Genomic DNA, 15,888 nt, shown 5'->3' with positions numbered 1-15,888 from the left:
CGCAGCTGACGGAAAGAATCACCAAAGTCGCCATCGAGAGACAGGCTACATTCCGGTAGAGTGACGTTTGCTGATAGTAACCGGGTGCCGCGCGACAACTCGATGCCAGTAACGCAGTGCATCAGCTATTACACGACCCGCACAGGATAACCAGTTCAATGACATTGTTATGGATAACCTTGCTGCCCCTACTCGGGGTGCTCGTACCCACGCTGACCGCGCGCTACGGGCGCCGCTACTGCTCCATGGCCACCGCCGTTCTGCCGGCGCTTGCCCTGTTGCTCACCCTGAGTCAGGTGCCGGGCATGCTAGACGGCGATTCGTTACGCTTTTCGGCCAGCTGGATGCCGACGCTGGGGCTGGATCTGGGGCTGCGCCTGGACGGCCTAAGCCTGTTGTTCAACCTGCTGATCATCGGTATTGGCCTGATGATCCTGCTGTATGCCCATTTTTACCTGGCCGCTCATGAGGACTTTGGGCGCTTCTATGCCTACCTGATCCTGTTCATGGCATCGATGGTCGGCATTTCCATGTCCGACAACCTGATCCTGCTGTGGCTGTTCTGGGAGCTGACCAGCCTGTCATCCTTCCTGCTGATCGGCTTCTGGTCCCACGACAGCGAAGCCCGCAAGGGCGCGCGCATGGCGCTGGTGGTAACCGGTGCCGGTGGCCTAGCACTGCTGGCTGGCCTGCTGATGCTGGGCAGCATGGCAGGCAGTTATGATCTGAATGTGGTGCTGGCCAGCGGTGATATCATCCGCAGCCATGCCTACTACCCGGTAATGTTGATCCTGGTACTGCTCGGCGCCTTTACCAAGTCGGCCCAGTTTCCCTTCCAATTCTGGCTGCCCCACGCCATGGCCGCGCCGACACCGGTATCGGCGTACCTGCACTCTGCCACCATGGTCAAAGCTGGTATTTTTCTGATGGCACGCTTGCACCCCGCCATCGCCGGTAGCGAGCTATGGAGCAGCCTGGTAACCATTATCGGCATGATCACGCTGCTTTATGGGGCCTGGTTTGCGCTGATGAAAACTGATCTCAAGGGCATCCTGGCATTTTCAACCGTCAGCCATCTGGGGCTGATTACAGCACTACTGGGGATCGGTACGCCTTTGGCGATGCTGGCTGCGCTGTTCCACATTCTTAACCACGCGACCTTCAAGGCCGCCCTGTTCATGGGCGCTGGCATCATTGACCATGAAACGGGAACACGCGAGCTGTCCAGGCTTGGCGGCCTGCGCCGGGCAATGCCGGTTACGGCGCTGCTGACAACTATCACTGGAGCCGCCATGGCCGGGGTACCGCTGCTCAACGGCTTTGTGTCCAAGGAAATGTTCTTCACCGACACGCTGAACAGCTCGGCACTTGGCGGCCTAAGTGCCATCCTGCCGCTGCTGGCCACGCTGGGCGGCGTGCTATCGGTGGCCTACTCGCTGCGCCTGGTGTACGAAGTGTTCTACAAGCCGGCTACCCAGACACCGCCCCTGGAGCCACATGAGCCACCTCGCCTGATGCGCGCTCCCATGGAGCTTCTGGCGACGCTGTGTGTTGTGGTGGGTGTCTTCCCCTTCCTGGCTGACGGCCTGATGCAGCTGGCCACTGATGCCGTTCTGGTTACACCCATTGATGTGCACATTGCCTTGTGGCACGGCTTCAACGTGCCGCTACTGATGAGCCTGATTGCCCTGGCAGCAGGTGTAGCAGCGTATCTTTTCCATGCGGAACTTCGCCGTTTCCTCAAGCAGTTTTCTCCGTTGGATGCACGCCTGGTATTTGAAGCCAGCATCCAGTGCTTGGGGAACCGTTCGCAACAGCTGATGGACCGTCTGGAAAACGGCTCCCTGCAACGCTATATGGCACTGCTGCTGTTTTCATCGCTGCTGCTGGCAGGTGTGGGTCTGGCCAACATGCCATCCCTTGCCGGTACAGTGCCTGACCAGGCAACCGATGGCGTGCTGATCGCCGGCGCCCTGCTGCTGATGTTTGGTGCCGTGGCAACAGCGGCCCTGCACCGTCGCCGTCTAGTTTCACTGATGATGCTGTCGATGGTCGGGCTGCTGGTTTCGCTGACTTTTGCCCGCTTTTCGGCCCCTGACCTGGCACTGACCCAGCTGTCGGTAGAAGTGGTCACCATGATCCTGCTGATGCTGGCACTGTTCTTCCTGCCCCAGAAGACGCCGCGCGAGTCGTCGATGCCTCGCCTGCTGCGTGATTTCGGCCTGGCCGGCGGACTGGGTGTGATTGTGGCCAGCCTCAACTACGCGGTGCTCAGCCGCGAGACATCAAGCATCTCTGATTTTTTCATTGCCAACAGTGTACCGGGCGGCGGCGGACACAACGTAGTCAACGTCATCCTGGTGGACTTCCGTGGCTTCGATACCTTGGGCGAGATCACCGTACTGGCCATTGCCGGCCTGGCAGTCCTGAAGCTACTCAATCGTCTGCGGCTGTTCATGCCGCACAGCGATGCCGAGGGACGGATGTGGTCCCAGGACCGCTACCCGATGATTCTGACAATCATTTCCCAGGCTCTGCTACCGCTGGCCATTCTGGTGGCAGTATTTATCCTGCTGCGTGGCCATAACGAGCCTGGTGGTGGCTTCATTGCCGGCCTGGTCACGTCGGTGGCACTGATCCTGCTGTACATTGCTCGCGGTGTGGACTGGACCCAAGCGCGCCTGGACCTGCAGTACCAGTCCGTCGCTATTGCTGGGGTTGCAGTGGCTGCACTGACCGGGGCTGGCAGCTGGCTGTTTGGCTATCCGTTCCTGACCTCGGCGTTCGGCTTCCTGCACATTCCATTGATCGGCGAGATCGAGCTGGCCACCGCCATGATCTTCGATGTGGGCGTCTACCTGGCGGTTGTCGGGGCAACGCTGATGATTCTGGCCAATCTGGGCAAGATCACCACGCCGCACCGGGTACCCAATTATGACGAGGTGTCCGACGAATCTTCCCCCTCACCTGACAACGGGACAGCCAAGGAGAACAGCTGATGGAAAGCCTTTTCGCTATCACCACCGGCGTACTCAGTGCCTGCGGCCTGTATCTGACATTGCGGGGACGAACCTTCCCCGTAGTAGTCGGACTGACACTGCTGTCCTATGCCGTCAACCTGTTCCTGTTTTCCATGGGCGGGCTGACTACCGACGGCGCTGCAGTCGTCAACGGCAACAACAGCGGCATGACCGACCCGCTGCCCCAGGCGCTCGTGCTGACCGCCATTGTTATCGGCTTTGCCATGACGGCCTTCGCCATCATCCTAGCCATGCGTGCTCGGGGCGACATGGGCAACGACCACGTTGACGGCCACGATCATGTCAAACATGGGGCCGATGCCCGCAAGGACAACGTTCACAAGGAGCGCCAGCGGTGACCTCTCATCTGACCGTTCTACCCGTCGCACTGCCGCTGCTCACGGCCATGCTGCTGCTGTTCAAGCGCCACGGCCAGGTGCGCTTCAAGCGCGTGGTCAGCGTTGCCAGCACCTTTCTGCTGGCGCTGGTATCCGCTGTGCTAGTGATGCAAGCTGCGGGTGGCGAAATTACCTACTATGCGCTTGGCAACTGGCAGCCTCCATTTGGCATCGTGCTAGTACTGGACCGGCTGTCGGCACTGATGGTGCTGCTGACCTCGCTGCTGGCACTGGGCTGCGTGATCTTTGCCTGTGCCGGTGAAGACGTGCGGGGCAGCAACTTTCACGGGCTGTTCCAGCTGCAGCTGATGGGCATCAATGGTGCTTTTCTGACCGGCGACCTGTTCAACCTATTCGTGTTCTTTGAAGTGCTGTTGCTGGCCTCCTATGCGCTGCTGCTGCACGGTGGCGGCAAGGCGCGCATTCAGTCAGCTGTACACTATGTGGTGCTGAACATGGCCGGCTCCACGCTGTTCCTGATTGCTGTGGGCACGCTGTATGGTGCCACCGGCACACTAAATATGGCCGACATGTCGGCCCGTATCAGCAACCTGCCCGCAGAGCGCGAGGGCCTGGCCATGGCCGGTGCGCTGCTGCTGCTGGTGGTGTTCAGCCTCAAGGCCGCCATGCTGCCGCTGTATTTCTGGCTGCCCAAGGCCTACGCCGCCGCACCAGCGCCTGTGGCCGCACTGTTTGCCATCATGACCAAAATCGGCATCTACGCCATACTACGCTTCTACTCGCTGGTGTTCGGTGAGCAGGCCGGGGGGCTGGCGAATCTGGGCCAGGGCTGGGTGTGGTGGCTGGCACTGCTGACTCTGATAGTCGCGACCGTCGGAGTACTGGCGTCGCGTGACCTGCGTCAGTTGATTGCCTATCTGTTACTGGTCTCGGTGGGTACTTTACTGGCTGGTATCGGCATGGGTTCTACCACGGCCGTCAGTGCACTGCTTTACTATCTGCTACATACCACGCTGGTTACCGGGGCACTTTTCCTGTTGGCGGAGATGATCGGCGCCCAGCGCGGCAAGGCAGGAACCCGCATCGTCAAGGGGCGCCGAGTGGCACAGAGCCAGTGGCTGTCGCTGGCATTTTTTATTGCCGCCATCGCAGTGGTGGGCATGCCGCCGCTTTCCGGCGCACTGGGCAAGGTACTGATGATGGATGCGGCAGCCGGTACCCAGCGGTTCTGGCTGTGGCCGCTCCTGCTGCTCAGTGGCCTGGCCGGCATTATCGCGCTATCGCGGGCCGGCTCGACCTTCTTCTGGCGCAGCCAAGACGGCGATGACAGTGGCGAGCGCCTGCCCCGCCTGCAGTGGGCCAGTATTGTCCTGCTGCTGGTCTTTTCACCGCTGCTGGTCGTGCTGGCAGGCCCGGTCAGTGAATACACCCAGGCCACAGCCGCACAGCTCGCCAATCCTGGGGCATTTGTTGATGCACTGATGCTCAACGCTGGAGGTGAACAATGAACAGACTCTCGCGCTGGCTTCCCACACCGTTACTCTCGCTGCTACTGCTTATCGTATGGTTGCTGCTGGTCAGCAGCCTGTCGGTGGGTCAGTTGTTGCTGGGGAGTGTTCTGGCCATCAGCATTCCGCTGTTCACCTATCGTTTCTGGGATAAACAGCCAAGCATTCGTCGGCCATGGCTGCTGATCCGCTTTATCCTGGTTGTCATGCTGGATATCGTCACCTCGAGCGTTCAGGTTGCCTGGCTGATCATCAACCCGAAGCGCCGCATGCGGCCGGTATTTGTCGAGTATCCGCTGACACTCAAGGAGCCGTTCACCATTACTCTGTTAGCCAACACCATCAGCTTGACGCCAGGTACGGTGACCACCAATGTCCGCCTTGACAGGGCCAGTCTGCTGATTCATGCCCTGGATGCCACTGACCCTGACGAAGTGATCGAACAGATTCGTGAGCGCTACGAGATGCCGCTCAAGGAGATCTACGAATGCTAGATATTGCGCTGTGGATCAGTCTTGCCCTAATACTGATGGCCATCGTGTTCAACACCTTCCGGCTCCTTCACGGGCCTTCCATGCCGGACAGGATCCTGGCGCTGGATACCATGTACGTGAACAGCATTGCCCTAATCGTGCTGCTGGGCCTGTGGCTGAATACCAAGACCTACTTTGAGGCCGCGCTGCTGATTGCCATGCTTGGCTTTATCAGTACCGTTGCCATCTGCAAATATCTGCTACGCGGCGATATCATCGAATAGCCCATGGAGACAACATGACCTTGTATGTGATTCTCGAGGCCGTCATTTCGCTGCTGCTGATTGCCGGCGCCACCTTTGCTTTTATCGGCTCGCTGGGCATGGCGTCAATGCAGGACTTCTTCATGCGTCTACACGGCCCGACCAAGGCAACCACCACTGGGATTGGCTGTATTCTGATCGGCTCCATGATCTACTTCGGCGTGCTGGACAGAGAGCCAGTAGTGCAGGAGCTGCTGATCACCTTATTCCTGTTCATCTCGGCTCCGGTCAGCGCTCACCTGCTGGGCAAGGCTGCCCTACACCTCAAGCTTGAGCGCGCTGCAAAGACCAAGGGCTCTCCGCAGGAACTGGACGACGACGACAGCGCCATCAAGCCGCTGCCTTACCCCGAGCATGGCCGCACTCTGGTGCTGACGCGCAAGGAGCTTGAGGAAAGACAGCGCCAGTAATTAAATCCAACCTGACAACTCACGCCTGGCAATGGCTGCCAGAGCGTGAATGTGGTCGTCGCGGGCATTCAGGCACGGCACATAGGTAAAGGTTTCTCCACCGGCGTTGATGAAAGCGTCGCGGATTTCCATTTCAATTTCTTCCAGCGTTTCCACGCAATCAGAAGCAAAAGCCGGTGATATCACGGCAATATGCTTCTTGCCCTCACGCGCCAGCTCCGCCACCTTGTCTACCGTAGCCGGCCCGACCCAGGTCTCGGGGCCGAACTTTGACTGGAAGGTGGTGATAATCTCGCTCTCACCGAACCCAAGCCCTTCGCGCAGCAGACGCGTGGTCTTATGGCACTGGCAATGGTAAGGGTCACCGCTTTCCAGAAAGCGCTTGGGCACCCCATGATAAGAGGCCACCAGCACCTCAGGCCGGCTCTCGGCGACGGCGTAGGCTTCGGTCACCGTGGCCGCCAGTGCGGCCTGATAGCCCGGGTCAGCAAAGTAGGCAGGCACGGTGCGAAAGGCGGGCTGCCATTTCATTTTCATTAGACTGCGGAACGCCTGGTCGTTGGCAGTGGCTGTGGTTGGTGACCCGTACTGCGGATACAGCGGGAAAAACAGGACGCGCTCGCAGCCCTTTTCATTCAGCCGGCGCAGCACACTGTCGGTAGAGGGATTGCCGTAACGCATGCAGAAGTCCACCTCGACCCGCTCGCCCAGCGACTCCTTGAGCACCGTACTGAGTTTTTCGGCCTGATCACGGGTAAAGGTCAAGAGTGGGCTTTCATCGCGCTGCTTGTCCCAGATGCTTTCATAGGCCTTGCCAGAAATGAACGGGCGGCGGCTGAGAATCACCAGCTGCAGCAGGGGCTGCCATAGCCAGCGCGGGTAATCGACCACACGCTTGTCAGAGAGAAACTCACTGAGATAGCGCCGTATTGACCGGTAATCGGTAGCATCCGGCGTTCCGAGGTTAACGATTACCACACCAATCTTACCCCGTGCCACTTCGGGATGTGACCCGGGCGCATTAACTGGGCGATCGGCGCTAGGCGTCAGCAGATCGACGTCAGCAATCGATTGGCCTGAAACAGACTGTTCAGACACGGATGATTCAGAAGCAGACATGCAGAAGTTTCCTGTATTCCAGACAATACGCGAGTTGGAAACCTGCGAACCAGGCCCCAACGATGAGCAGGCTCTCTGACTCTTTACTTCCAGGGCCGGGCGCCTGACGGCGCCGTCGCAGCCTGAAGGCAGCTCCTACAGTGCACTGAAACACAACGACATGCTCTGGTTTCTGCAGGAGCGGCGCTTGTGCCGCGATGGCGCCGCGCAGCGGCGCTAGAAGCCACCACCATGGAGACGCTCTCGGGCGCCTGACGGCGCCGTCGCAGCCTGAAGGCGGCTCCTACAGTGCATTGAAGCACAACAACATGCGGACAATAATACCACGGGGCAGACGACGAGCGGGATGCGTCAGACAGTCATATGCGCCGGAAGCCTTTCTTTCTGGCGCGGCGCACTCTGTTTTGAATCAGCATTATAAACGTTGAGACCAGTGGAAAACACGACACTTATACTCCACTGGAACCAGAGGGTCGGCCTAGGTCGACCTGGATCGGTCAGATCACGTAGCGAGGGGCATACACGAGACAGGCAGTTGGCGCTGATAGCTGTTGGCACAGCTACCGCCTTCACCCAGAGATTCCTGGTGTACCAGATAGGCATGACGAATACCCAGATGCCTGAGCTGTGCATAAGCCTCTTCCGGCGCACGGAACAACAGCGGTGCGCCCTTACGCATCACACGATGACGCTGACCTTCGTCATCTTCCACCTCAAGCTGGCAGAGACTGCCGCTGGCATTACTGATTACGCGAACTTCGAAGTTGTCATTGTGGTCCGCGAATGTTTTCAATTGATTAAAATCCATAGATACCTCCATCTTTCCTGTTTTTATCTTATGGCTACAGCTCCATTTTTGCGTGAGTACTGTGTCCTCTGCATGACGGATGCATTGCATTATTATGACGTAACAAAAAGCCAAAAGTTCCACAACTTTTTCAAACGGCTACTGATATTCCGAGGGATCAATGGCCTTACCCAACGAGTTTTTATCGATCCAATTGCCCTGCTTTGTTTCCTTATAACGAAACACCACCCGGTCACCGACTGCTACAGGCAGCTCAGCCTCTTCCGTCTGGTAGCTGTAGGTCTCGCCCTTAACGACCAGTTGGTAACGGTAAAGGTCGGGCATGCCAAGCCACTCCTTGAACGGCCCTTCGCACTCCATGGACTCGAGCTCCCCTCGCGCTTCCAGCTTGGGGGCGCGCTGTCGGTTGCCGCGTCGAAATCCACCCGCCATGATCATTCTCCCTTGTCAGATTTTCTGGTTTTCTGTCTCTAAGACTATCTGTTCAGCTCAACTCTGTCTCTTCAGCGCTGTCCGCATGGCTAACCGCCAAAGGCGTCGCTGTAAGTATCAGCCGCCAGGTCCTCAAAGCGCGTGTATTTGCCAATAAACGCCATGTGCACGGTGCCAATCGGACCATTACGCTGCTTGCCGATAATCACCTCAGCAAGCCCTTTGCTATCGGGATTATCCGGATTGTAGACTTCATCGCGATAGACGAAGGCAATGATGTCAGCATCCTGCTCAATAGCACCGGATTCGCGCAGATCTGACATCACCGGACGCTTGTTGGGTCGCTGCTCCAAGGCACGGTTGAGCTGGGATAACGCCACCACGGGACAGGCAAATTCTTTGGCTAGCCCCTTCAGCGAGCGCGAGATTTCCGAAATCTCGCCGGTACGGTTCTCGGAAAAGCCGGGGATCTGCATCAGCTGCAGGTAATCAATCATGATCAGCCCCAGGTTACCGTGCTCACGCACCACCCGTCGAATTCGCGAGCGCATCTCGATGGGAGACAGCGCTGCCGTATCATCAATAAACAGCTTCTTGTCCTTGAGCAAGCTGACAGCTGACGTCATACGCGGCCAGTCCTCGTCCTCCAGCTGACCGGTACGCACCTTGGTCTGATCGATGCGTCCCAGCGACGACAGCATACGCAACATCAGCGATTCGGCGGGCATCTCCATGGAAAACACCATCACCGGTTTATCACCGGAAATCACCGCATGCTCGACCAAGTTCATGGCAAAGGTGGTCTTACCCATGGACGGGCGACCGGCAATGATCACCAGATCCGACGGCTGCAAACCCGAGGTCATGCCATCGAGATCGCGAAAACCTGTCGACAGGCCGGTCATCTCACCCTGCATGTTGAACAGCTCATCGATGCGATTGACAGCCCGGGTCAATAGCTCACTCATGCCGATCGGGCCGCCGTCCTTAGGACGTTCCTCACTGATCTGGAATACCAGCCGCTCAGCCTCATTGACTAGCTCAGTAGAGTTGCGCCCCTGAGGTGCAAAAGCGCTCTCAGCCACCTGGTTGGCCGCGCGGATCAACTTACGCAGCGTGGCGCGCTCACGCACGATGTCGGCGTAGGCTCGGATATTGCTGGCTGACGGCGTCGTGCGCGCCAGTTCCGCCAGATAGGCGAGGCCTCCGACGCTGTCCAGCTGATCGCGCCCTTCCAGCGCCTCCGACAGCGTGACCACATCCAGCGGATTGCTCGACTCAGCCAGTTGAATCATGGCATTGAAGATCAGCCGGTGCTCGTAGCGGTAAAAATCATCCGCCATCAGCCGGTCAGACACATCATCCCAGGCCTGGTTGTCCAGCATCAGGCCACCAAGCACGGACTGCTCCGCCTCCAATGAATGGGGCGGAACCTTCAGTGCTGCTGTTTCCCTGTCATGTTCAACGACGTCACTCATAGAGCCATGCCTTCCTGTTCGAACGGTGCCGAGCCGACACGTCTTTTTGTGCTGAAGCGTCAGCCTATCTTACCCATTTTACCAACACCTTCTGACAGACCATGTGGCTGTCGTACAAAAACAGCGCAAAAAGGGCACAGGGGTAGCCCCCGTGCCCTTTGCAACGGCACCCTGCCCATTCAGGCGTGGTGCTAGATGCTGGTGTTACTCAGATACCACGATGATCCGAACAACCGCAGCAACGTCGGCATGCAGGTGCAGATCGATGTCGTATTCGCCGATATTGCGAATCGGTCCTTCCGGCATACGGACTTCATGACGGCCAACATCGATACCCGTGCTGGAGATTGCTTCAGCCAGATCACGCGGTCCGATAGAGCCGAACAGCTTGCCCTCTTCCCCTGCCTTGGCAACCAGCGACAGCTCAATATCATTGAGCTGTTCTGCGCGGCTTTCGGCCTCCGCCTTGCGCTCAGCTGCGCGGGCTTCAAGCTCAGCACGCTGGGCTTCAAATGCAGCGATGTTGTCCTTGGTCGCCGGAACGGCCAGGCCGTAAGGTACCAAGTAGTTGCGGCCATAGCCGGCTTTGACGGTGACTTTGTCACCCAGATCGCCCAGCTTGCCAATTGTGTCGAGCAGAATGACTTCCATCTCGTAAACCTCTTGTCAGTCGTTGCGGCCAAGCCGTCCGCGGAAATCCACAAACGAATCGATCATGGCCGCAAGCAGCACTATGAGAATCATGGGCCAGGTAGTGACAAGCAAGACATAGAGTGCCCCCAGCCACAGCCCGTTTATTCCCTTTAGACCAAAAATACCATGTATCAGCGCAATGCCAGCCACCAGCAGCGGAACGGCGACCAACGCCCCCAGTGCAGGGAAGCCCAGCATGCTGGCAGCGATACCAACGGCAACCAGCAACAGCAGCTCACGCGGCGCCAAGCGCAGTGCATGGAACTCTTCCCGAAAACCACCGGGATTGTAGAGTCCTGCCTGCCAGCTACGCGCCAGCGCGAGGCTGGCCACCGCCACCAGCACGACCAGAAGCCCAGTGACACTACCAATCAGCAGTGTCAGGAAGGTCTCAAGGTCGACACCATCACGGCTGAGTTCAGTCAGCCGTGATGCCACCTCTGGTGAACTCTGGCGCAACAGCTCCAAAACCTGTGTCACTCCACCCGGTGGAATAAACACGCCCAGCTGGATCAGTACTGAGCCTGCGATAGCACCGAATATCAGCGCCTCGCTCCAGCGCATTCTGGACCTGAGCACCACGGCCATCAGCAGCACCATCAGCAATGACATCAGCGGGATAACATCACCCCGCATCCACCACCAGCCCGACGGCAAAGCGGCAGCGATGATCACTGGCAGAGCTGGAGCCATACCACGCCGCAGCACGACCAGGGCAGTCACCGCACTGGAAAACCAGAACAGCAACGGCACCAGAGCAGCCCCAGCGGCGATAAGGGCCGCCTGGGGCATCCCCCGCATAGCCCAGCGTGCGATGGCCTGCATCACGCGTAACGCTTACTGATGGCTATCGGTATAGGGCAGCAGTGCCAAATAGCGAGAACGCTTAATAGCGGTCGCCAGCTGACGCTGATAACGGGCTTTGGTCCCGGTGATGCGGCTGGGAACGATCTTACCGGTCTCAGTCACATAGGCCTTTAGGGTGTCCAGATCCTTGTAGTCGATCTGCTTCACGCCTTCGGCGGTAAAACGACAGAACTTGCGGCGACGGAAAAAGCGTGCCATGGGGTGACTCCTTCAAACGTGCAATGATAAAACTCAGGCAGACTCGGCGGCTTGCGGCTTGTCTTCGCGATCTTCGCGATCTTCGCGACGCGGACGCCTTTCTTCCGCCGGCTTCATCATCGGCGAAGCTTCGGTTACGGCTTCCTTGCAGCGCACAACCAGGCTGCGAATGATGGCATCGTTGTAACGGAAGATGTTCTCGATTTCTTCGAGAGTCTCGCCGCTGCACTCGATGTTCATCAGCACGTAGTGAGCCTTGTGAATCTTGTTGATCGGGTATGCCAGGTGACGGCGGCCCCAATCTTCGAGACGATGCACGGTACCTGCATTTTCAGTGACGAGGCCTGTGTAGCGCTCGACCATGGCAGGAACCTGCTCGCTCTGGTCCGGGTGGACCATGAAGACGATCTCATAATGACGCATGGATGCTCCTTGCGGTTTGGCAGCTTCCGATGGTGGCCGCGTTGGCTCCAGGGGAAGCAAGGAGGGTTGTTCTGAGACAGTTGCCCCCGAACAAGAACGCCCGCTCGCGAAACGAACGGGCGCAGGTATTCTATAGACCACACTCGGCACTTGCAAGCCGCGACGCAGGACAATCCGGGCATGGCGAAGGGTCAGAAGCAGGCACTCAGATTTCGGGCGTGAGGCCTCTCTGACGCACGGCCTCAAACAGACAGATTCCGGTTGCCACCGAGACATTCAGGCTCGACACCTGGCCGGCCATGGGTAGCTTGACCAAGCTGTCGCAGCTCTCGCGAGTCAAGCGGCGCATGCCTTTACCTTCAGCCCCCATGACCAGCGCCGTGGGGCCAGTAAAATCCGCTTGATAAACGACCGACTCTGCCTCCCCGGCAGTACCGATCACCCAGATAGCGTGTTCATTTTTCATGCGATCAAGGGTGCGCGCCAGGTTGGTCACCTGATAGACCGGCACACTCTCGGCAGCACCGCAGGCCACTTTGCGCACACTAGCATTGAGCGGCGCAGCCTTGTCCTTGGGCACCACCACGCCATGCGCGCCCGCCGCATCAGCGCTGCGCAGGCAAGCGCCAAAGTTGTGCACGTCGGTCACACCGTCCAGCACCAACAGCAGCGGCGCCTCTGCATGAGACCAGCCCGACAGGCGATGCCACAGCGTAGCCTCGGCCTCAAACGCTAACGGGGTACAGAACGCCACGATACCCTGGTGAGAAGCACCCTGGGCCAGACGCTCTAGCACTTCCCGCGGTTGCAGCTGTATGCGTGAACCACCATTGGCTGCCTGCTCGACGAGCGCCGCCAAACGTCTGCCGGCCTCGCCCTCCTGGACCCACAACTCTCGCGGCACTTCACCACGTTCCAGCAAAGCGTCTACCGTGTGTACGCCATAGACTGCCTCCAGGCCGCCCGGCACAGCAACTCTCGCCGCCTTGCCTGGCTTTCTGTTCGCCGTCTTGCCCTGCGCTGCTCGCCGTGGCGGTGCTTTCTTTCTGCCCGATTTATCGTTCACAACATCTCCTCAGCGACGACGTGAGCTGCGGCGACGCCCAGAACGCTTTTTGGCAGCCTTTTTGTCACCACTTTCTCCGGCCTCCTTTGCCGCACCTTCTGCCGGGCTCTTTGAGGCGGCTTTTCCGCCACTCTTCGCACTTTTCGTCGCACTCTTTCCTGCGCTGCGACCCTTGCGCGGCGCCCGGCTCGTCCGGGGTTTGTCGCCGATGAGCTCAAAGTCGATTTTCCGGTCATCAAGATTGACCTGTGCCACCTGCACGGTCACCCCGTCACCCAGACGGAAGCTGATGCCGCTACGCTCACCTTTGAGGCGATGCTTCTCTGCCTCGTAGTGATAGTAGTCCGACGGCAGTGAGGTCACGTGGACCAGGCCTTCAACATAGAACGTGTCCAGCCGGACAAAGATGCCAAACTGGGTCACCGAGGCAATGGTGCCGTCGAACACCTCACCCAGCTTGTCAGACATAAATTCGCACTTGAGCCAACTTTCCACGTCGCGGGTCGCTTCGTCAGCGCGGCGCTCAGTCATCGAGCAGTGCTCACCCATCTCCAGCATCTGCTCGAAGGTGTATGGGCACCAGCTGCTGGGCGGCTCGACCGGCGCGCCCTCGGCCCGCAACACCGTATTGGTCTGACGTGGCCCGCGAATCACCGAACGGATGGCGCGATGCACAATCAGGTCCGGGTAGCGGCGAATCGGTGAGGTAAAGTGCGCATAGGCCGGATACGCCAGCCCGAAGTGCCCCTCGTTCTGCGGCGAGTACACCGCCTGACTCATCGAGCGCAGCATCACAGTCTGGATGACATCGGCATCATCGCGGTCACGAATAACATCCGTCAGGTCGTGATAGTCCTGCGGCGTAGGCTCATCGCCACCGCCCAGCGACAGTCCCAGCTCGTTGAGAAACAGCCGCAGCTTGTCCAGACGTTCCGGCGAAGGCCGCTCGTGGATGCGATACAAGGCTGGCAGGTCATGCTTATCGAGAAAGCGTGCTGTGGCCACGTTGGCTGCCAGCATGCACTCCTCGATGATCTTGTGGGCATCGTTGCGGGTGCGCGGTACGATCCTGTCGATCTTGCGGTCATCGTTAAAAATGATCGCTGTTTCGGTGGTTTCAAACTCCAGCGCACCGCGCTGGCCGCGGGCATCACGCAGCAGCTTGTATAGCTCGTGCAGGTGCTTAAGCGTGGGCACGACCTCACGGTATTCCTCACGCAGAGCGTCGCCCTGTTCGCCCAGCTCACCGTCATCCTCAAGGATAGCGGCGACCTTGTTATAGGTCAGCCGCGCATGAGAGCGGAACACCGCCTCATAGAAACGGTGACGACTGATGGCGCCTGCCTGAGAGATATTCATCTCACACACCAGCGCCAGACGGTCCACGCCGGGGTTCAGCGAGCACAGGCCGTTGGACAGCAATTCAGGCAGCATCGGCACCACCTGCCCGGGGAAGTAAACCGAGTTGCCGCGGGCAACGGCCTCCTGATCCAGTGGGCTACCGATAGGCACATAGTGAGAGACATCGGCAATCGCCACCACCAGCTTCCAGCCGCCAGACTTGGTTTTCCAGGCGCACACGGCGTCATCGAAATCCTTGGCAGTTTCGTCATCGATGGTGACCAGCGGCATGTCGCGCAGATCGACCCGATGCAGCTTGTCGTCCTCGGCCACTTCAGCCGACATGGTAGCGATCTGTTCCTGCACCTCGGGGGGAAACTCGTCGGGGATTTCGTAACTGCGCAGGGCGATATCGATTTCCATGCCCGGATCCATGCGCTCACCCAGCACCTCGATCACCTCACCCACCGGCTGTACGCGGGCTTCCGGCTGTTTAAGGATACGTACCGATACCACCTGCCCGTCTCGGGCGGTGCCTCGTGCGGTATGGGGAACAATCACTTCCTGGGTGATGCGCGGGTTTTCGGGAATCAGCACCCCGAACTCGGCAGTGTTTTCACGGAACACACCAACCAGGGTCTGGGTGTTGCGCGACAACACCTCGGCAATGGTGGCTTCATCGCGACCACGGCGGTCACGGCCACTGATGCGTGCCAGCACGTAGTCGCCATGAAATACCCGGCGCATCTGTCGCGGCGGCAGCACCAAGTCCGGCTTAGCGCCGTCTTCACGCAGCAGGAAACCGAAGCCATCACGGTGACCCAGCACCTTACCTTTGATCAGGTCGAGCTTGTCGATCAGCGCGTAGGCGGCGCGACGATTTTTCAGTACCTGACCATCACGCTCCATGGCGGCCAGCCGGCGACGTACAGCTTCCTTGAGGTCATCATCATGCAGTCCAAGCTGTTCGCTCATTTCCTCATGGGTGATCGGCTTGCCGATCTGCTCCAGGCGAGCCAGGAGATATTCACGGCTTGGTGCAGGGTTATCGTACTTGTGAGCCTCACGGCTGGCATACGCATCATCTTCGAGCGTCCAGTGATTCATGCTTGTGGCGTCCTTGACAGGGTAGGAGTCGAGAGAGGAAACGTGACGCAGCAGCGCCGGGGAAGGTCGATAGAGTAGTTTTGATGTATTGACATGGGCGCAGTATACCGCTGCCAGTGGCCGCACCCAACCATACAGACACGATCAGTGCCAGTTTTTGCGTTTTTTCACTCGCAAGCGTCAGCCGGGGCTTGCACGGCTAGCGTTTTTCGGTATCATACGCGCCACTTGCCCAGATGGCGGAATTGGTAGACGCGCTAGCT

Annotated in this window: 16 protein-coding genes and 1 tRNA gene (1 of these 17 running past the window's edge); 7 read left to right on the top strand and 10 right to left on the bottom strand. The window is 58.8% G+C overall.

All coding sequences use genetic code 11. From position 1 onward, the window contains the following. The first annotated feature begins 158 nt into the window (after positions 1-158). Genes ACTH3D_RS07340 through ACTH3D_RS07315 form a run of 6 tightly spaced genes read left to right on the top strand, consistent with a single transcriptional unit; the run spans position 159 to position 6,093 of the window. The gene (locus tag ACTH3D_RS07340; RefSeq protein WP_441666409.1) at positions 159-2,999 is read left to right on the top strand and encodes a monovalent cation/H+ antiporter subunit A; all 2,841 of its coding nucleotides are present in this window, start codon (positions 159-161) and stop codon (positions 2,997-2,999) included. Beyond that, on the top strand, positions 2,999-3,379 hold the full coding sequence (locus ACTH3D_RS07335) for a Na+/H+ antiporter subunit C (RefSeq protein WP_441666408.1): 381 nt from the start codon (positions 2,999-3,001) through the stop codon (positions 3,377-3,379). Before ACTH3D_RS07340 ends, ACTH3D_RS07335 begins: the two co-directional genes overlap by 1 nt. Further along, entirely contained in the window at positions 3,376-4,887 is a 1,512-nt protein-coding gene (locus tag ACTH3D_RS07330) for a monovalent cation/H+ antiporter subunit D (RefSeq protein WP_441666407.1), read from the top strand. The genes ACTH3D_RS07335 and ACTH3D_RS07330 overlap by 4 nt, the downstream gene beginning before the upstream one ends. Further along, positions 4,884-5,381 carry a Na+/H+ antiporter subunit E gene (locus ACTH3D_RS07325; protein ID WP_441666406.1) on the top strand — a complete coding sequence of 166 codons (498 nt, stop codon included), beginning with the start codon at positions 4,884-4,886 and terminating at the stop codon, positions 5,379-5,381. Before ACTH3D_RS07330 ends, ACTH3D_RS07325 begins: the two co-directional genes overlap by 4 nt. Then, positions 5,375-5,644: a K+/H+ antiporter subunit F gene (locus ACTH3D_RS07320; protein ID WP_441666405.1), complete on the top strand. Its 270-nt coding sequence runs from the start codon at positions 5,375-5,377 to the stop codon at positions 5,642-5,644. The genes ACTH3D_RS07325 and ACTH3D_RS07320 overlap by 7 nt, the downstream gene beginning before the upstream one ends. A gap of 14 nt (positions 5,645-5,658) precedes the next feature. Continuing rightward, the gene (locus ACTH3D_RS07315) at positions 5,659-6,093 is read left to right on the top strand and encodes a Na+/H+ antiporter subunit G (protein WP_441666404.1); all 435 of its coding nucleotides are present in this window, start codon (positions 5,659-5,661) and stop codon (positions 6,091-6,093) included. Here the strand turns inward: ACTH3D_RS07315 and hemH are convergent, their stop codons facing one another. The 10 genes from hemH to rnr form a co-directional block, all read right to left on the bottom strand. Further along, positions 6,094-7,212 (bottom strand): ferrochelatase, encoded by a 1,119-nt coding sequence (gene hemH, locus ACTH3D_RS07310; protein ID WP_441666403.1) that lies wholly within the window; start codon positions 7,210-7,212, stop codon positions 6,094-6,096. A gap of 502 nt (positions 7,213-7,714) precedes the next feature. Then, a complete protein-coding gene (locus ACTH3D_RS07305; protein ID WP_441666402.1) occupies positions 7,715-8,020 on the bottom strand; it encodes a DUF6482 family protein in 306 nt (101 codons plus the stop codon). Between the two features lie 138 nt (positions 8,021-8,158). Continuing rightward, positions 8,159-8,452: a hypothetical protein gene (locus tag ACTH3D_RS07300; protein WP_441666401.1), complete on the bottom strand. Its 294-nt coding sequence runs from the start codon at positions 8,450-8,452 to the stop codon at positions 8,159-8,161. 89 nt (positions 8,453-8,541) lie between these two features. Next, positions 8,542-9,930 carry a replicative DNA helicase gene (dnaB, locus tag ACTH3D_RS07295; RefSeq protein ID WP_441666400.1) on the bottom strand — a complete coding sequence of 463 codons (1,389 nt, stop codon included), beginning with the start codon at positions 9,928-9,930 and terminating at the stop codon, positions 8,542-8,544. Between the two features lie 204 nt (positions 9,931-10,134). Then, entirely contained in the window at positions 10,135-10,581 is a 447-nt protein-coding gene (gene rplI, locus ACTH3D_RS07290; protein WP_441666399.1) for a 50S ribosomal protein L9, read from the bottom strand. A 15-nt stretch (positions 10,582-10,596) separates the two neighbouring features. Further along, entirely contained in the window at positions 10,597-11,448 is an 852-nt protein-coding gene (locus ACTH3D_RS07285) for a hypothetical protein (protein WP_441666411.1), read from the bottom strand. Between the two features lie 12 nt (positions 11,449-11,460). Beyond that, complete coding sequence (rpsR, locus tag ACTH3D_RS07280) at positions 11,461-11,688, bottom strand: 30S ribosomal protein S18 (protein WP_027967732.1); 228 nt, start codon at positions 11,686-11,688, stop codon at positions 11,461-11,463. A 33-nt stretch (positions 11,689-11,721) separates the two neighbouring features. Continuing rightward, positions 11,722-12,111 (bottom strand): 30S ribosomal protein S6, encoded by a 390-nt coding sequence (rpsF, locus tag ACTH3D_RS07275; RefSeq protein ID WP_441666398.1) that lies wholly within the window; start codon positions 12,109-12,111, stop codon positions 11,722-11,724. 205 nt (positions 12,112-12,316) lie between these two features. Further along, entirely contained in the window at positions 12,317-13,081 is a 765-nt protein-coding gene (gene rlmB / locus ACTH3D_RS07270; RefSeq protein WP_441666410.1) for a 23S rRNA (guanosine(2251)-2'-O)-methyltransferase RlmB, read from the bottom strand. 105 nt (positions 13,082-13,186) lie between these two features. Then, complete coding sequence (gene rnr, locus ACTH3D_RS07265) at positions 13,187-15,625, bottom strand: ribonuclease R (RefSeq protein ID WP_441666397.1); 2,439 nt, start codon at positions 15,623-15,625, stop codon at positions 13,187-13,189. A 230-nt stretch (positions 15,626-15,855) separates the two neighbouring features. On the opposite strand from rnr, the gene ACTH3D_RS07260 reads away from it, so the two are divergent. Then, positions 15,856-15,888: transfer RNA gene (locus ACTH3D_RS07260), tRNA-OTHER, on the top strand (it continues 60 nt past the right edge of the window).

Source organism: Halomonas sp. (assembly GCF_052095765.1).
Lineage (GTDB): Bacteria > Pseudomonadota > Gammaproteobacteria > Pseudomonadales > Halomonadaceae > Halomonas.
Note: the sequence above shows the minus strand (reverse complement) of the source record. Positions and strands in the feature narration are given on the sequence as shown.